The sequence below is a fragment of the Methylobacterium symbioticum genome (assembly GCF_902141845.1).
GTDB lineage: Bacteria > Pseudomonadota > Alphaproteobacteria > Rhizobiales > Beijerinckiaceae > Methylobacterium > Methylobacterium symbioticum.
In genome coordinates this window covers 15811-29218 of sequence record NZ_CABFPH010000021.1, presented here as the reverse complement: position 1 = coordinate 29218, position 13408 = coordinate 15811, and the positions used below count along the sequence as shown (strand labels likewise).

13 protein-coding genes are annotated in these 13408 nt (G+C 71.4%); 2 read left to right on the top strand and 11 right to left on the bottom strand.

All coding sequences use genetic code 11. The features are described 5' to 3' along the window. Positions 1 to 33: 33 nt before the first annotated feature. Positions 34 to 399 carry an exopolysaccharide production protein YjbE gene (locus tag MET9862_RS09800; RefSeq protein WP_142582846.1) on the bottom strand — a complete coding sequence of 122 codons (366 nt, stop codon included), beginning with the start codon at positions 397 to 399 and terminating at the stop codon, positions 34 to 36. 121 nt (positions 400 to 520) lie between these two features. After that, on the bottom strand, positions 521 to 838 hold the full coding sequence (locus tag MET9862_RS30575; protein WP_306438899.1) for a DUF2934 domain-containing protein: 318 nt from the start codon (positions 836 to 838) through the stop codon (positions 521 to 523). 193 nt (positions 839 to 1031) lie between these two features. Between MET9862_RS30575 and uvrB the strand changes: the two genes are divergently transcribed. After that, positions 1032 to 3728 (top strand): excinuclease ABC subunit UvrB, encoded by a 2697-nt coding sequence (gene uvrB / locus MET9862_RS09790; RefSeq protein ID WP_142582817.1) that lies wholly within the window; start codon positions 1032 to 1034, stop codon positions 3726 to 3728. A gap of 114 nt (positions 3729 to 3842) precedes the next feature. Here uvrB and MET9862_RS09785 read toward each other — a convergent pair whose 3' ends face one another. The 4 genes from MET9862_RS09785 to MET9862_RS09770 all read right to left on the bottom strand — a co-directional run bounded on the left by MET9862_RS09785 (position 3843) and on the right by MET9862_RS09770 (position 9196). After that, positions 3843 to 5990, bottom strand: coding sequence for a protein-disulfide reductase DsbD family protein (locus MET9862_RS09785; protein ID WP_142582816.1), 2148 nt, complete (start codon positions 5988 to 5990; stop codon positions 3843 to 3845). A gap of 75 nt (positions 5991 to 6065) precedes the next feature. Further along, positions 6066 to 7892, bottom strand: coding sequence for an aminopeptidase P family protein (locus MET9862_RS09780; RefSeq protein ID WP_142582815.1), 1827 nt, complete (start codon positions 7890 to 7892; stop codon positions 6066 to 6068). A gap of 41 nt (positions 7893 to 7933) precedes the next feature. Beyond that, on the bottom strand, positions 7934 to 8122 hold the full coding sequence (locus MET9862_RS09775) for a ribosome modulation factor (RefSeq protein ID WP_142582814.1): 189 nt from the start codon (positions 8120 to 8122) through the stop codon (positions 7934 to 7936). 159 nt (positions 8123 to 8281) lie between these two features. Then, entirely contained in the window at positions 8282 to 9196 is a 915-nt protein-coding gene (locus tag MET9862_RS09770) for a 50S ribosomal protein L11 methyltransferase (protein WP_142582813.1), read from the bottom strand. A 219-nt stretch (positions 9197 to 9415) separates the two neighbouring features. Here MET9862_RS09770 and MET9862_RS09765 point away from each other — a divergent pair, with 219 nt between their 5' ends. Then, positions 9416 to 9619: a hypothetical protein gene (locus MET9862_RS09765; protein WP_142582812.1), complete on the top strand. Its 204-nt coding sequence runs from the start codon at positions 9416 to 9418 to the stop codon at positions 9617 to 9619. Between the two features lie 9 nt (positions 9620 to 9628). Here the strand turns inward: MET9862_RS09765 and MET9862_RS09760 are convergent, their stop codons facing one another. The 5 genes from MET9862_RS09760 to MET9862_RS09740 all read right to left on the bottom strand — a co-directional run bounded on the left by MET9862_RS09760 (position 9629) and on the right by MET9862_RS09740 (position 13338). Next, positions 9629 to 10282, bottom strand: coding sequence for a glutathione S-transferase family protein (locus MET9862_RS09760; protein ID WP_142582811.1), 654 nt, complete (start codon positions 10280 to 10282; stop codon positions 9629 to 9631). Positions 10283 to 10310: 28 nt separating this feature from the next. After that, on the bottom strand, positions 10311 to 11216 hold the full coding sequence (gene nudC, locus MET9862_RS09755) for an NAD(+) diphosphatase (RefSeq protein ID WP_142582810.1): 906 nt from the start codon (positions 11214 to 11216) through the stop codon (positions 10311 to 10313). Between the two features lie 4 nt (positions 11217 to 11220). Continuing rightward, on the bottom strand, positions 11221 to 11637 hold the full coding sequence (locus MET9862_RS09750; protein WP_142582809.1) for an HIT domain-containing protein: 417 nt from the start codon (positions 11635 to 11637) through the stop codon (positions 11221 to 11223). A gap of 41 nt (positions 11638 to 11678) precedes the next feature. Then, complete coding sequence (locus tag MET9862_RS09745; RefSeq protein WP_142582808.1) at positions 11679 to 12287, bottom strand: hypothetical protein; 609 nt, start codon at positions 12285 to 12287, stop codon at positions 11679 to 11681. 187 nt (positions 12288 to 12474) lie between these two features. Further along, complete coding sequence (locus tag MET9862_RS09740; RefSeq protein ID WP_142582807.1) at positions 12475 to 13338, bottom strand: universal stress protein; 864 nt, start codon at positions 13336 to 13338, stop codon at positions 12475 to 12477. Between the last annotated feature and the right edge of the window lie 70 nt (positions 13339 to 13408).

Below are 13408 nucleotides of genomic sequence, written 5' to 3'. Positions count from 1 at the left end.
TGGCCGTCACGAAAGGCAGTGCGGGTTGGTCGATCAGCAGTCGTTGTCGCCCTTGGCGAGCTTCTGATCCGTCCCCGCATTGTTCATGGCACCGACAGTGCCCGGCGAGGAGGGCTGGTTGCCACCGGCCATGTTCTTGCTGGTGTCGTTGGCGCCGGCCTTTTCGCCGAGGCCCTGGTTGGCACCCGCGTTGTTCATGGCGCCGACGGTGCCCGGCGAGGCCGGCTGCTGGCCGCCGGCGAGGTTCTTGCTGCCCTTATCCATGTCCGAGCTCTTCTCGTTCATGGTCTGGTCGGGCATCTTGCCCTTGGTCGAGCCGGTATTGCAGGGGGCCGCGAGCGCCGTGCCCGCAGTCAAAGCCAGGATCGCGATCGCGCTGGTGAAACCGGTCATCCGCATGGGTGTCTCCTCCAATAATTTCTCGCCCGACAAACTTGTCTCAATTGCCAAAGGTTCCTGAGAAAAGTTGCTGCTTGAGCGGGATGCGGCGAGCCGATTCATCTACGGCCATGCTTTGACTTTAACCTGTGTTGGATAGGGTTCGGGTTCCCAGATCCTTGCCCGGCTGCTTCTCCTGTTCCGCCAGACGCCGCTCGTGCTCGGACCTCAACTCGCGCTCGGCGACCAGCCAGAACTGGATCTCCAGGCCCTCCGGGCGGTGGTTGCGCTCCCACAGGTCGTAGGCGCGCTCGCGAATCCGCTCGAAGGTGATCTCGTCGCCGTCCTGGCGGCTCTCCGCCGCAGGCCCGGTCCGGGGCGGAGGTACCTCCGCGGCGCCCTGCTCGACATCCTCGGGCTCCCTGCCCCAGGGATCGACCCTGCCTTCGTCGCCTGACACCCGCGCATCCTTTCCCGCTAGCGGCGCCGTGCGGCACCGCCCCCCGTCAAGCGAACCCATGATCCGGCGCGCAAGTTTCAGCGCGGCCTTGGCGAGACACCTTCGTCGACGGGATCCGGCGGGACTGCGAATGCGGCGTCGCGGACGGGCTCGCAGGCTTCCGCCGGACGGGTGCAGGGGCCATATTCCCGCTATGGCGACACCCCGTAAGCTCAGCCGCGCCGCGGCGAATCCGGCCAAGACCGGCGCGAAGGCCGACAAACCGGAGCTTCAGCCCCTCGACCCGTTCCTGGCGGAGCTGCTCAACCCGGCGCTCAACCGCAACCGCCTGCCCGAGCCGGCGGCTCCGGCCAAGCGCGGGCGCAAGGGCAAGGCTTCAGCGGCGCCGGGGTTCGGCGAGGCGCCGCAGGCCGGCTTCACGGTAGCGCCGGGCGCCGAGGTCGATCCGCGCCTTGCCCAGGCGCTGGGAATGACCCCGCCCGAGGACGGGCCTGCTCCTGAGGGCGCTCCCGACACCGCCCCGCTCGACCCGCCTGGGGGCGCCTCGGCCACGGTGACCGCGCTGGAGCGCCTGCTCACCGAGGGCAACCCGCTGTTCAAGGATGGCCAGGCCTGGGTGCCGCACCGGCCGGAGCGTCCGCAGAAGAGCGAGGGCGGCGTCCGCTTCGTGATGAAATCGGACTTCGAGCCCGCCGGCGATCAGCCCACCGCCATCGCCGAGCTGGTGAAGGGCGTGCAGGGGCGGGAGCGCGACCAGGTGCTCCTCGGCGTCACCGGCTCGGGTAAGACCTTCACGATGGCCAAGATCATCGAGGAGACGCAGCGCCCGGCCCTGATCCTCGCGCCGAACAAGACGCTGGCCGCGCAGCTCTACGGCGAGTTCAAATCGTTCTTTCCCGAAAACGCGGTCGAGTATTTCGTCTCCTACTACGATTATTACCAGCCCGAGGCCTATGTGCCGCGCTCGGACACCTTCATCGAGAAGGAAAGTTCGATCAACGAGCAGATCGACCGCATGCGCCATGCTGCGACGCGCGCCCTGCTCGAGCGCGACGACGTGATCATCGTGGCCTCCGTGTCGTGCATCTACGGTATCGGCTCGGTCGAGACCTACACGGCGATGTCCTTCACGGTGTCGCTCGGCGAACGCATCGAACAGCGTCAGCTCATCGCCGACCTCGTGGCGCTCCAGTACAAGCGCATCCAGTCCGACTTCGCCCGCGGCACCTTCCGGGTACGCGGCGACACGATCGAGCTCTGGCCGGCCCACTTGGAGGATCGCGGCTGGCGCATCGGCCTGTTCGGCGACGAGGTCGAGAAGATCGTCGAGTTCGATCCCCTCACCGGCAAGACCATCTCCGAGCTGAAATTCGTGAAGGTCTATGCCAACTCCCACTACGTCACGCCGCGCCCGACGCTGCAGCAGGCGATCAAGGGCATCAAGACGGAGCTGAAGGGCCGCATCGAGGAGCTGACCAAGATGGGCCGCCTGATCGAGGCGCAGCGCATCGACCAGCGCTGCACCTTCGACATCGAGATGATCGAGGCGACCGGCTCCTGCAACGGCATCGAGAACTACTCGCGCTATCTCACGGGCCGGAAGCCCGGCGAACCGCCGCCGACCCTGTTCGAGTACCTGCCCGACAACGCCCTCGTCTTCACCGACGAGAGCCACGTCACCGTGCCGCAGATCGGCGGCATGTATCGGGGCGACTTCCGCCGGAAGGCCACGCTCGCCGAGTACGGCTTCCGCCTGCCCTCCTGCCTCGATAACCGCCCGCTCCGCTTCGAGGAATGGGACGCGATGCGGCCGCAGTCGGTCCATGTCTCGGCGACGCCGGGCAAGTGGGAGATGGAGCAGACCGGCGGCGTCTTCGCAGAGCAGGTCATCCGGCCGACCGGCCTCGTCGATCCGGTGATCGAGGTGCGCCCGGCTCGCTCCCAGGTCGACGACCTGCTCGGCGAGGTTCGGGATGTGGCGCAGGCCGGCTACCGCACGCTGGTGACGACGCTCACCAAGCGCATGGCCGAGGACCTCACCGAATACCTCCACGAGAACGGGGTGCGGGTGCGCTACATGCACTCGGATATCGACACGCTGGAGCGCATCGAGATCATCCGCGACCTCCGGCTCGGCGCCTTCGACGTGCTGATCGGCATCAACCTGCTGCGCGAGGGCCTCGACATTCCGGAATGCGCCCTGGTCGCGATCCTCGACGCCGACAAGGAAGGCTTCCTCCGCTCGGAGACCTCGCTGGTCCAGACCATCGGCCGCGCCGCCCGCAACGCCGAGGCGCGCTGCATCCTCTATGCCGACTCGGTCACCGGCTCGATGGAGCGGGCCATGGCCGAGACCGAGCGCAGGCGTCAGAAGCAGCTTGCCTACAATGCCGAGCACGGCATCACGCCGCAGAGCGTGAAGCGCGGCATCGCCGACATCCTCAACAGCGTGTTCGAGCGTGACCACGTCCAGGTGGATACCGGCCTCGCCAAGGACGCGATCACCGTCGGCCACAATCTCAAGGCGGTGATGGCGGATCTTGAGAAGCGCATGCGCGCGGCCGCCGCCGATCTCGACTTCGAGGAGGCTGCCCGCCTGCGCGACGAGCTGAAGCGTCTCCAGGCCACCGAGCTCCTGGTTTCCGACGACCCGATGGCGCGCCAGGGCGAGATCGAGCGCGAGGCCGGCAAGTATGGCCGCAAGGCCCCCCGTCCGGCAGGCGGCAGCCGCATCGCCAAGCCCGACCTCGACAATATGGGACCGGGCACCGACCGTGAGCTGCCGGTCGGCGCCCCCGTCTGGCAGGAGCGGCCGAAGCCGCGCTCGACGCAAGGGCTGGGTGGCCAGAAGCCGCGCTACAAGGGCGGCGGCGGCCGGCGGTGCGATTAGGTCCGGGTTTTTCGAAAGGGATCATCCCTTTCGTGGGTCCAGGGCAAAGCCCTGGAAGGGCCGGGGCGCTGCCCCGGCACCCCGCCAAAGGGGTTGAACCCCTTTGCGATCCCGCTACGGGCGTGTGGCCGTCTCCAGGGCCGCGCTCTTGCCGGGCCCGACACCGGCCAGGGCGTCGAGCATCGCGCCCGTGGTCAGGATCTGCGGCAGCACCTTCGGCTCGCTGCCGGCGTAGAGCAGGTAGAGCGGGACGCCGCCGCGGCCGTGGCGCTCGAGGAGGCGGGTGATCTCCGGGTTCTGGTTGGTCCAGTCCCCCTTGAGATAGGTGACGCCGTGCGCCCGCATGGCCGCGCGCACCGGCTCCGTCGCCAGCACCGCGCGCTCGTTGACCTGACAGGTGATGCACCACGCCGCCGTCATGTTGATGAAGACTGGCTTGCCCGCGGCGAGCAGCCCGTCGAGGCGGGCCTGCGCGAAGGGCTCGATGCCCTCGGCCAGGGCCTGGGCGCCCGGCGTCGCGCGGTCGCGCTCCAGGGTGAAGCCGATCGCGGCCGCCGCGATCACGGCGAGCACCGCGAGGCCCTGCGCCACCTGCGCGCCGAGTCGGGTGCCGGCCCGGCCGCGCTCCCAGGCCCAGGCGGCGAAGCCGATCAGGACGAGGCCGAGCAGGGCGGCGAGGAGGCCCTGCGGCCCGACCTGCTGCGCCAGCACCCAGACGAGCCAGGCCACGGTGGCATAGACCGGGAAGGCGAGCGCCTGTTTCAGCACCTCCATCCAGGCGCCCGGGCGCGGCAGCAGGCGCAGCGCCCCCGGCCACAGGGTGAGGGCGAGGAACGGCAGGGCGAGGCCGAGGCCGAGGCTCGCGAAGATGGCGAGTGCCGCTGGCACCGACTGGGTCAGGGCGAAGCCGATCGCGGTGCCCATGAAGGGCGCGGTGCAGGGCGTCGCCACCACGGTGGCCAGCACGCCGGTGAAGAAGGAGCCCTCCAGGCCGGCCCGCCGGGTCAGCCCGTCGCCGATCCCGGCGAGGCGCCCGCCGAGATGGACGGCGCCGGACAGGCTGAGGCCCATGGCGAAGAGCAGGTAGGCGAGGCCCGCCACCACCAGCGGCGACTGGAGCTGGAAACCCCAGCCGAGCCCGGCCCCGCCGCTTTTCAGGGCGATCAGCAGCCCGGCGAGCGCCAGGAAGCTCGCCAGCACGCCCGCGGTGTAGGCGAGGCCGTGCATGCGCACGCGGGCCCCGCTCTCGCCGGAATGGCGCACCAGCCCCAGCACCTTGATCGACAGGACCGGGAAGACGCAGGGCATCAGGTTCAGCACGAGGCCGCCCAGCAGCGCCAGGAAGGCTGCGCCGAGGAGCGTCGGCGTGTCGCCGGGTGCGGCGGCGGCGGGCGTCGGCTCCGTCGCGGGGATCTGGCCCGCCGCCGGCGGCGCCGTCTCGTCGCCGATGGCGAAGGCCTGCCGCACCGTGCCGGATCCGGTCTCCTCGCTGATGGTCAGGACGCCGGGCAGGCTCCTAGGCGCGGGCTCCTTCGGGCTCGCGCGCCGGAGCGCGAGGTGCAGCCCGACGCCGTCGATGCGCAGGACCTGCTCCGCCGCGTTCTCGATCGCGGTCTCCGAATAGGGGAAGAAGGCCGCCGCGCGGATGGTCTCGGGCTTGAGGCCCGGGGCATCGAGGTTGAGCACGAGGTCGTCGCCCTCGCTCGACAGGCGCGCGGGCCAGGGCGCGGCAATGGGAATCGCCGCCCGGGCCCGCTCGAACAGGGCGCGGTTCCGCGGGTCGGCGCCGCCGGGTCCGATGGGCAGGGTCAGGGCGAGCTCCGCCGAGCCCGGCACGCATTCCGTCTCGCAGACGAGATAACTCAGCTTCGCCGTGAGCCGCGCCGGCACCGCCGGATCGAGGCTCGGCGGCGGCGTGATCTGCGCCAGGAGCACGGCCTCGCCCGCGTAGCCGAAATTCATCAGGGTCGCGACCGGGATGCGCTCGGGCGCCGGCCAGCGCAGCGGGCCGGCCGAGAAGCCGGCGGGCAGGGTCCAGGTCACCTCCGGCGGCAGGCCCGAATCGCCGGGATTGCGCCAGTAGACGTGCCAGCCCGGCTTCATCACCATGCGCACGGCGACGGTGAAGGGCTCGGCGCCCTGGACGCTCGCCGGCTCGGCGACGAGGCTCGCCTTCACCAGATCGGGCGGCGCGCGCAAGGATTGCGCGGCGGCGGGGCCGAGACCGAGGGCGAGGAGCAGGAGGGCGAGGAAGCGCAGCATCGCCGCTTCCCATAGCACATTCGTGGGCCCGCCCTCGTGGGAAGCCGGCCGCGGCGGAATCGCCCGGGCTATCCGTCAGGCGGTCGGTGCGAGCGGGGCGGTCGCCCGGTCGAGCCAGGCGCTGGCCTCGGTGTCGAGCGCAGGGCTCAGGGTCTCGCGCACGCGGGCATGGTAGGCGTCGATCCAGGCGATCTCGGCCGGATCGAGCAGCCGCACATCGATCAGCCGCGCGTCGTACGGCGCCAGCGTCAGGGTCTCGAAGCCGAGCATCGTCCGCTCACCGCCGTCGATGGCGCGCGGCTCGACGAGGACGAGGTTCTCGATTCGGATGCCGTAGGCTCCGGTCTTGTAGTAGCCGGGCTCGTTCGAGAGGATCATGCCCGGTTCCAGCGCCACCGTGCCGGTCTTGGCGATGCGCTGCGGGCCCTCGTGCACCGAGAGGAAGCTGCCGACCCCGTGGCCGGTGCCGTGGTCGAAATCGAGCCCGGCCTGCCAGAGCGGGAGCCGCGCGAAAGAATCGATCTGAGCCCCGGTCGTCCCCTTGGGGAAGACCGCGCGGGCAATCGCCACATGGCCCTTGAGCACCCGGGTGAAGCGGTCGCGCATCTCTGGCGTCGGCTCGCCGACCGCGACGGTGCGGGTGATGTCGGTGGTGCCGTCGCGGTACTGTGCGCCCGAGTCGATCAGGAACAGCTCGCCCGGCCGGACGGCGCGGTCGCTCGCCCGCGTCACCCTGTAATGGACGATGGCGCCGTTCGGCCCGGACCCGGAGATGGTCGGGAAGGAGATGTCGCGCAGCTCTCCACCCGCGGCCCGGAAGCCCTCCAGCGCCTCCACCGCCGCGATCTCGGTGAGGCCTTCCGCCGCCCGTCCATCGAGCCAAGCGAGGAAGCGCACGAAAGCGGCGCCGTCGCGCCGGTGCGCCGCCCGGCTGCCAGCGATCTCGACCGCGTTCTTCACGGCCTTCATCGCCGTGACGGGATCGCGCCCGACATCGGCCGTGCCGCCGGCCGCCTCGATCCGGCTCTTCAGCGCCTCCGCCGCCGTCGCGCCGTCGAGGCGCACGCGCGTGCCCGACAGGCCCTGCAGCGCGTCCTCGAAGCCCGCCCGCGGCGCGATCTCGGCGAGGCCGGCCAGCGCCTCCGAAACCTCCGCCGGCACGGACGGCGAGCCGAGGAAGAGACGCGCCACGCCCTCGCGCGGCACCAGCGCGTAGCCGAGGGCGAGCGGCGTGTGGCCGATATCGGCGCCGCGCAGGTTGAAGGTCCAGGCCAGGTTGTGGGGGTCCGAGATCACCAGCGCGTCGCAGCGCGCGGTCTCCAATGCGGTCCGGATGCGGGCGAGCTTGTCGGCGGCCGTCTCCCCGGCGAATTCCAGGGCATGGACCTCGACCGGCCCGGCCGGCGGCTTCGGCCGACCGGCCCAGGCGGCGTCCACGGGATTGGCGGGCAGCGCGCGCAGGGACGCGCCTGCCTTCTGCGCGGCGCGCTCCAGCCGCGCCACGCCCTCCGGCGTGTGCAGCCAGGGATCGTAGCCGAGCACCGCATCCGCCTTCAGGTTCTCGGAGACCCAGGCCTCCGCGCTCGTCTGTGCCAGGGGCACCACGGTGAAGACGGCGGTATCGACCTGCTCGGGGGCCTGCAGGGTGTAGCGTCCGTCGACCACCAGGGCGGCGCGGTCCGTCAGCACGATCGCGGTGCCGGCCGATCCGGTGAAGCCGGTCAGCCAGGCGAGGCGCTCGGCATTGGCGGGCACGTATTCGGACTGGTGCTCATCGGCGCGGGGCACCACGAAGCCGTCGACCCCCGCCTCGCGCAGGGCGGCGCGGAGCGCTGCGACCCGCTCAGGGCCCTTGCGGTGGCTCGGATCGTCGAAGGTCTGGAAGCGGGTGCTCTGGCTCATGCCGGCCAGTATGGCGGGGCGGGGCCCGGCCGCAACCAGGATCAGGCGCCTTCCGCCGGGGGATCCGGCGGGCGGCCGGGCGGAAGCCCGTCATAGCCGGCGAGCCAGTCGGCACGTTGCTGCGACGCGGCCGGATAGGGGCAGGCATCCTTCGGCCGGCCCGCCGCCCGCGCCCGCGCGCCCTCCGTGACCGGATCTCGCGTCTGCGGATGATCGCTCAGCGTCGCCATGGTCCGCACCTCCGACACGCATCCCGGACATCCGGGATGCCAAAGGGATCATCCCTCTGGCGCGGTGTCGGGGCGGAGCCCAGACGTGACGGTCCCGGGCTCCGCCCGGACCCGCGACAGGGGTGACCCCTGTCGAAACCCGGATTCAGGCCGCGCGGTTCACGGGCGCGGGGCGGCGCCGCCCCGGCGGAGGACCAGGGTGGCCCAGCCCTCGATCACACCCTTGCGGGCGAGGTGGAAGCCGCGATGGCGGTAGGTCGAGAGCACGCCCGCCACGTCGCGCTCGATCAGGCCGGAGAGGATCAGCACGCCGTTCGGCGCGACCACCGCCGTGAGGGAGGGGGCGAGGCGCTTGAGCGGCCGGGCCAGGATGTTGGCGAACACGATGTCGAAGCGGCGGGGCCGGGCGGCGAGGGCGGGGCGCACGCCCGGTCCCTCGTAGAGCCGCAGATAGGGCCCGAGGCCGTTGAGCCGGGCATTCTCCCGGGCGGTCGTCACGGCCTCGCCGTCGAGATCGCCCGCGATGACCGGGCTGCGCAGCGCCTTGGCCGCTGCGAAGGCGAGGATGCCGGTGCCCGTGCCGACATCGAGGACATGCGCCGGGCGGCGGCGCTTCAACTCGTCCACGAGGGCGCGCAGGCAGCCCAGGGTGGTGCCGTGATGGCCCGTGCCGAAGGCGAGCGCCGCCTCGATCTCGATCGGCAGGTCGTTGGCCCGCACCGCGTCGCGGTCGTGGGCGCCGTGGATGAGGAAACGTCCGGCCCGCACCGGCTTCAGTCCCTCCAGGGAGGCGCGCACCCAGTCCTGCTGCTCGATCGTGCGGAACTCGGCCGTGTCGGCGGCGTCGCCCACCACCGGCCGGATCAGATCGCGGATGAAACCCTCGTCCGGCGCGTCTGCAAAGTAGGCCTCGAGGCGCCACGTGACCCCGTCCTCGGCCTCGAAGGCGGCGACCGCGGTCTCGGTGGGATCGAACATCTCGCCGAGCAGGTCCGTCATCGCGCGGGCCGAGGCCTCGTCGGTCAGCATCCGGAGGATGTGGGTCGGACGGTGCGGGGGCAGGCCTTCGATCATGGCGCGGCGTCTACCATCGGGCGGGCGGGGCCGCCAGCGATCACCGCATCAAGACGTCGACAGGGCAGGCGGTGGCATCTCCCGCGATTCTGCGTCGAGGTCGCGCAAATCTGCGGCAGAAAGTTCGCATCATGGGCCCGACATGGCGCGGAACCGGGCAGGTTGCGCCGCGTTCTCGCTGGCTTCTCCGAGTTGGTTCCACCTTCGAGGCGTGTTCGCGTGACCAAGTCCAGACGATCCGTCCGCCGTGGGCCGGTTGTCCTCAACGACAATGCCAAAGCTCCGGCCGAGCCGCGCCGCGGTGGCTCGATCCTCGTGGAGACGCCCCAGGGCCCCCTGCCCGGCCATCTTCTCGTCCTCCTGAGTCGTCTGCACCGCTCCGAGAGCGCGCGGCCCGTCGAGTCCGATCCCACGAGCCTCTGAGGACTGGGGTCAGGCGTAGGCGTAGAGACCGCCCCGCTGCAGCGCCCGCTGATAGGCGGGGCGGGCATGGATCCGCGCGAGCCAATCGGTGACCCGAGGCCCAGCCCCGGTGCCGCGCGCCGCGAAGGCCTCCAGCGGGAAGCTCATCTGGATGTCGGCGGCCGAGAACGCCGCGCCGCAGAACCAGGGACGATCCGCGAGTTCCGCTTCCCAGTAGGCAGCGTGGCGGCGCAGCTCCGGCTCGACGAAGCCGCCGAGGACGCGGCCGGCCACCGCGCGCACCAGCGGGCGCAGGAGCGTCGGGCTCGCGGGAGCGAGCCGCGAGAAGACGAGCTTCAGCAGGAGGGGCGGCATCGCAGAGCCCTCGGCATAGTGCAGCCAGTAGGTGTAGCGGGCGCGGGCCTCCTCCTCCGCCGGCACGAGGGCGCCGCCGCAGCGCTCGGTGAGATAGCTGACGATCGCCCCCGATTCGGCGACCACCCGGCCGCCATCGGTGATGACCGGCGATTTGCCGAGCGGATGCACCGCCCGCAGCTCCGGCGGAGCCAGCAGCGTCCTCGGATCGCGGGCATAGGCGCGGATCTCGTAGTCGAGGCCAAGCTCCTCAAGGAGCCAGAGCACCCGCTGCGAGCGGCTGTTCTCCAGGTGGTGGACGGTGATCATCGTCTGCTCGTCCGCTGGCCGCCCACCCTCAGGCGCCGTCGAGGAAGGCCCGCATCAGGGTGTGGGCGATCGCCATCGGCGGCGGCGCGAAGAAGCCCTCCGGATGGCGATGCTCCAGCATCTGGATCACCGCCTCGCGGTCGAACCAGCGGGCGTCGGCGAGTTCGGTGGGGTCCGTCACGATGGCCTCGTCCAGGCCCTCTGCGATGCATCCGATCATCAGCGAGGACGGGAAGGGCCAGGGCTGGGAGGCAAGGTAGCGCACCGCGTCGACGCGGATGCGGGTCTCCTCGTAGATCTCGCGGGCCACCCCGGCCTCGATGGTCTCGCCCGGCTCCAGGAAGCCGGCAAGGCAGGAATACATCCCCTCCTTGAAGTGCGGTCCCCGCCCGAGCAGGCAGGTCTCGCCCCGCCGGACCAGCATGATCGCCACCGGATCCGTGCGGGGGAAGTGGTGCGCCTGGCAGTTCGGGCATTCGCGGCGGAAGCCGCCGGCCCTCGGCTCGGTCGGCGTCCCGCAATTGGCGCAGAAGCCGTGGCGCGCGTGCCAGTCGAGCATCGACTTGGCGGTGGCGAGGAGGCCGAGCTCGTGCGGCTCGACCGCCCCCTCGGTGGCGACGGAGCGGAGGTCGAGGATCGTGAAGGGCTCCGCCTCGTAGGGGCCGCCCGCATCCGGGTGCAGGGCGAGCGCGAAGACGGGACGCTCGTCGATATGGCCGAGGAAGATGCGTTGGCGGATCGCGGCACCTTCCGGTGCGACGTCTCCCGCCTCGTGCAGGGCGGTGCCGCCCCGCAGAACCGGGCGGTCCCCGACGAGGAGGACGAGGCGCGCGCCCGGGGCATCCGGTCCCGGTACTGCCGCTTCCGGCTGCTCGGAGGAGTGGCGCAGCAGGCGGCTCTGCGCGAAGCCGAGGGTGGCGGAGGGATCGGGCATCGGCTCAGGCGGCGGCGAACAGGGCGGCGGCGCGCTCGACGAGCTGCGCGCGGGCATGGGGCGGATAGGGGCGTGCCTCGCCCTGACCCCAGACCGGGCCGGGCCAGGCCGGATCCGAGCGGAAGCGCCCGACCACGTGGACGTGGAGCTGGGCGACCACATTGCCGAGCGCCGCGACGTTCACCTTGTCGGGCTTGGCCAGAGCCTGCATCACGCCGACGGCGAGCCGGATCTCCTGGGAGAAAGTCGCGCCATCCTCCGCCGAGAGGTCGGTGAGCTCGCTGACGGCGGGGCGTCGCGGCACGAGGATGAGCCAGGGATAACGGGCGTCGTCCATCAGCAGGACCTGCGCGAGGGGCAGGTCGCCGACCACCACCGTGTCGGCGGCGAGGCGTGGGTCGAGGGCGAAGGCGTCGGTCATGCGGCCAATCTAGCGCGCGGCCGCGCTTCCGTCGCCGGGCATCAGAGCGCCGGCCGCACGCCGAGGCGCCCGACCGCGATGGTGTCGGCGTTGAGGAGGCCCTGTCCGTCCGTGCGGGCGAAGATCACGACGTTGGCGCCCGGCACCAGCAGCGCCCTCTCACCCGGCCCGATCTGCGTCGTCGGCGTGCCGCGCGGCAGCGTGAAGCTCGGCGTCTCGTCGCCGTGGCGCAGGCGGACATGGACCGGATCGGTCCCGGTCCGGTCGGCGATCCAGCCGCCCGTCAGCGTGGCACCGGGGCCCGTGTCCCAGGGCTGGCTGCCCGCCTCGAAGCCGCGCTCGGAGGGCGAGTAGAGCGCGATCTCCCGCACCGCCCGCCCCTCGCCCTGCGGCTCGGAGATCACGCTGATGTAGCTCTCCGGCTTGATGTCGCGCACCCGGCTCGGGCTGGCGATGAGGAGCCGGGTCTTCGGGTTCATGTAGGCCGTGACCGTTCCGCCATCGTAGCGGCGCACCACCAGGGTGTCGTCTGTGCGCATCTCCACCGTTCCGCGTATCCGGCTGAGCCCGTTGACGGCGCCGGCCGAGCCGGAGAGGGCGAGGGCCGCTGCAAGGGCGGCCAGGGCGGTTCCGATCGCGGTTCTGAACACGTTCGAACTCCTAGAGCGCTCTCCTCCGAAGTGGATGCCGGTTCGGCGTAAGAGAGCGCGTCACAACAAGGGCTTCGAGCCGTGTCCCGTCGCAACGCGATCAAGCGCGGCTCTAGCGAGTCCTGGATTGGCGCTGCCGCAACGTCACCGGACGGCCGAGGTTCCTGCGCCGCTGTGCCGCGGCCGGTCAGTGCGCCATCAGGACCGGCAGGTCGGCATGGGTCAGGAGATGACTCGTCGGGCCGCCGAAGATCATCTGGCGCAGGCGGCTCTGGGTATAGGCGCCCTTGATCAGGAGATCGCAGCCGAACTCCTTCGCCTCGGTGAGGTAGGTCTCGCCGGGCGTGCGGCGCCCGGCCGGCATCGCCTTGAACTCCGCAGCGATCCCCTCGCAAGCCAGGGCCCGGGCGAGGTCCTCGGCGCTCGGGCCCGGCACGGTGCCGCCCTCGACGCTCAGAACCAGGGTGCGTTTGGCCGAACGCAGGAAGGGCATCGCGAAGGCCACCGCCCGCGCGGTTTCGGTGGAGCCGTTCCAGGCGATCACGATCGCATCCCCCAGGCCGGTCGGGACGGTCGGGGGCGCGAGCAGGATCGGACGCCCGCCCTCGAAGAGCGCGGTCTCGAAGGTCGCCATGCTGGGGGCGCCGTCCGTAGAGCCGGGCCGCCCGACGACGGTCGCCGAGAACAGGCGGGCATATTGCCCGAGGAAGCTGTCGCCCGCCGGGACGTCCTGGCGCCAGCGGTAGCGCGGACCGGCATCTGGAACCTTCTCCGGCATGCACAGGCCATCGCGGGCGTGGCGCGGAATGCCGGCCCCGTCCATGAAGGCGATGAAGCGGCCACCTGCCTCCTCGGCCTCGGCCCGGTCGGCCTCCTCGTCGCGCAGCCAGGTCATGCCGCCGACCATGTCGACGGGCACGTATTCGGCTAGGGCGGGCCGCAGGGACACGCCCTCGATCAGGCTGCCGAAGCGCTGCGCCACGAGGCGCGTCGTCTCGAAGACGGAGGGCAGCGCGTCGTGCAGCGTCACGGGAACGAGCAGGGTCTTCATCGCCGGATCCTCTCTGGGGGCATGGGCCGAGGGCCGCATGCCGGGTCTTCGGCGGGGAGGCTAATGCGCG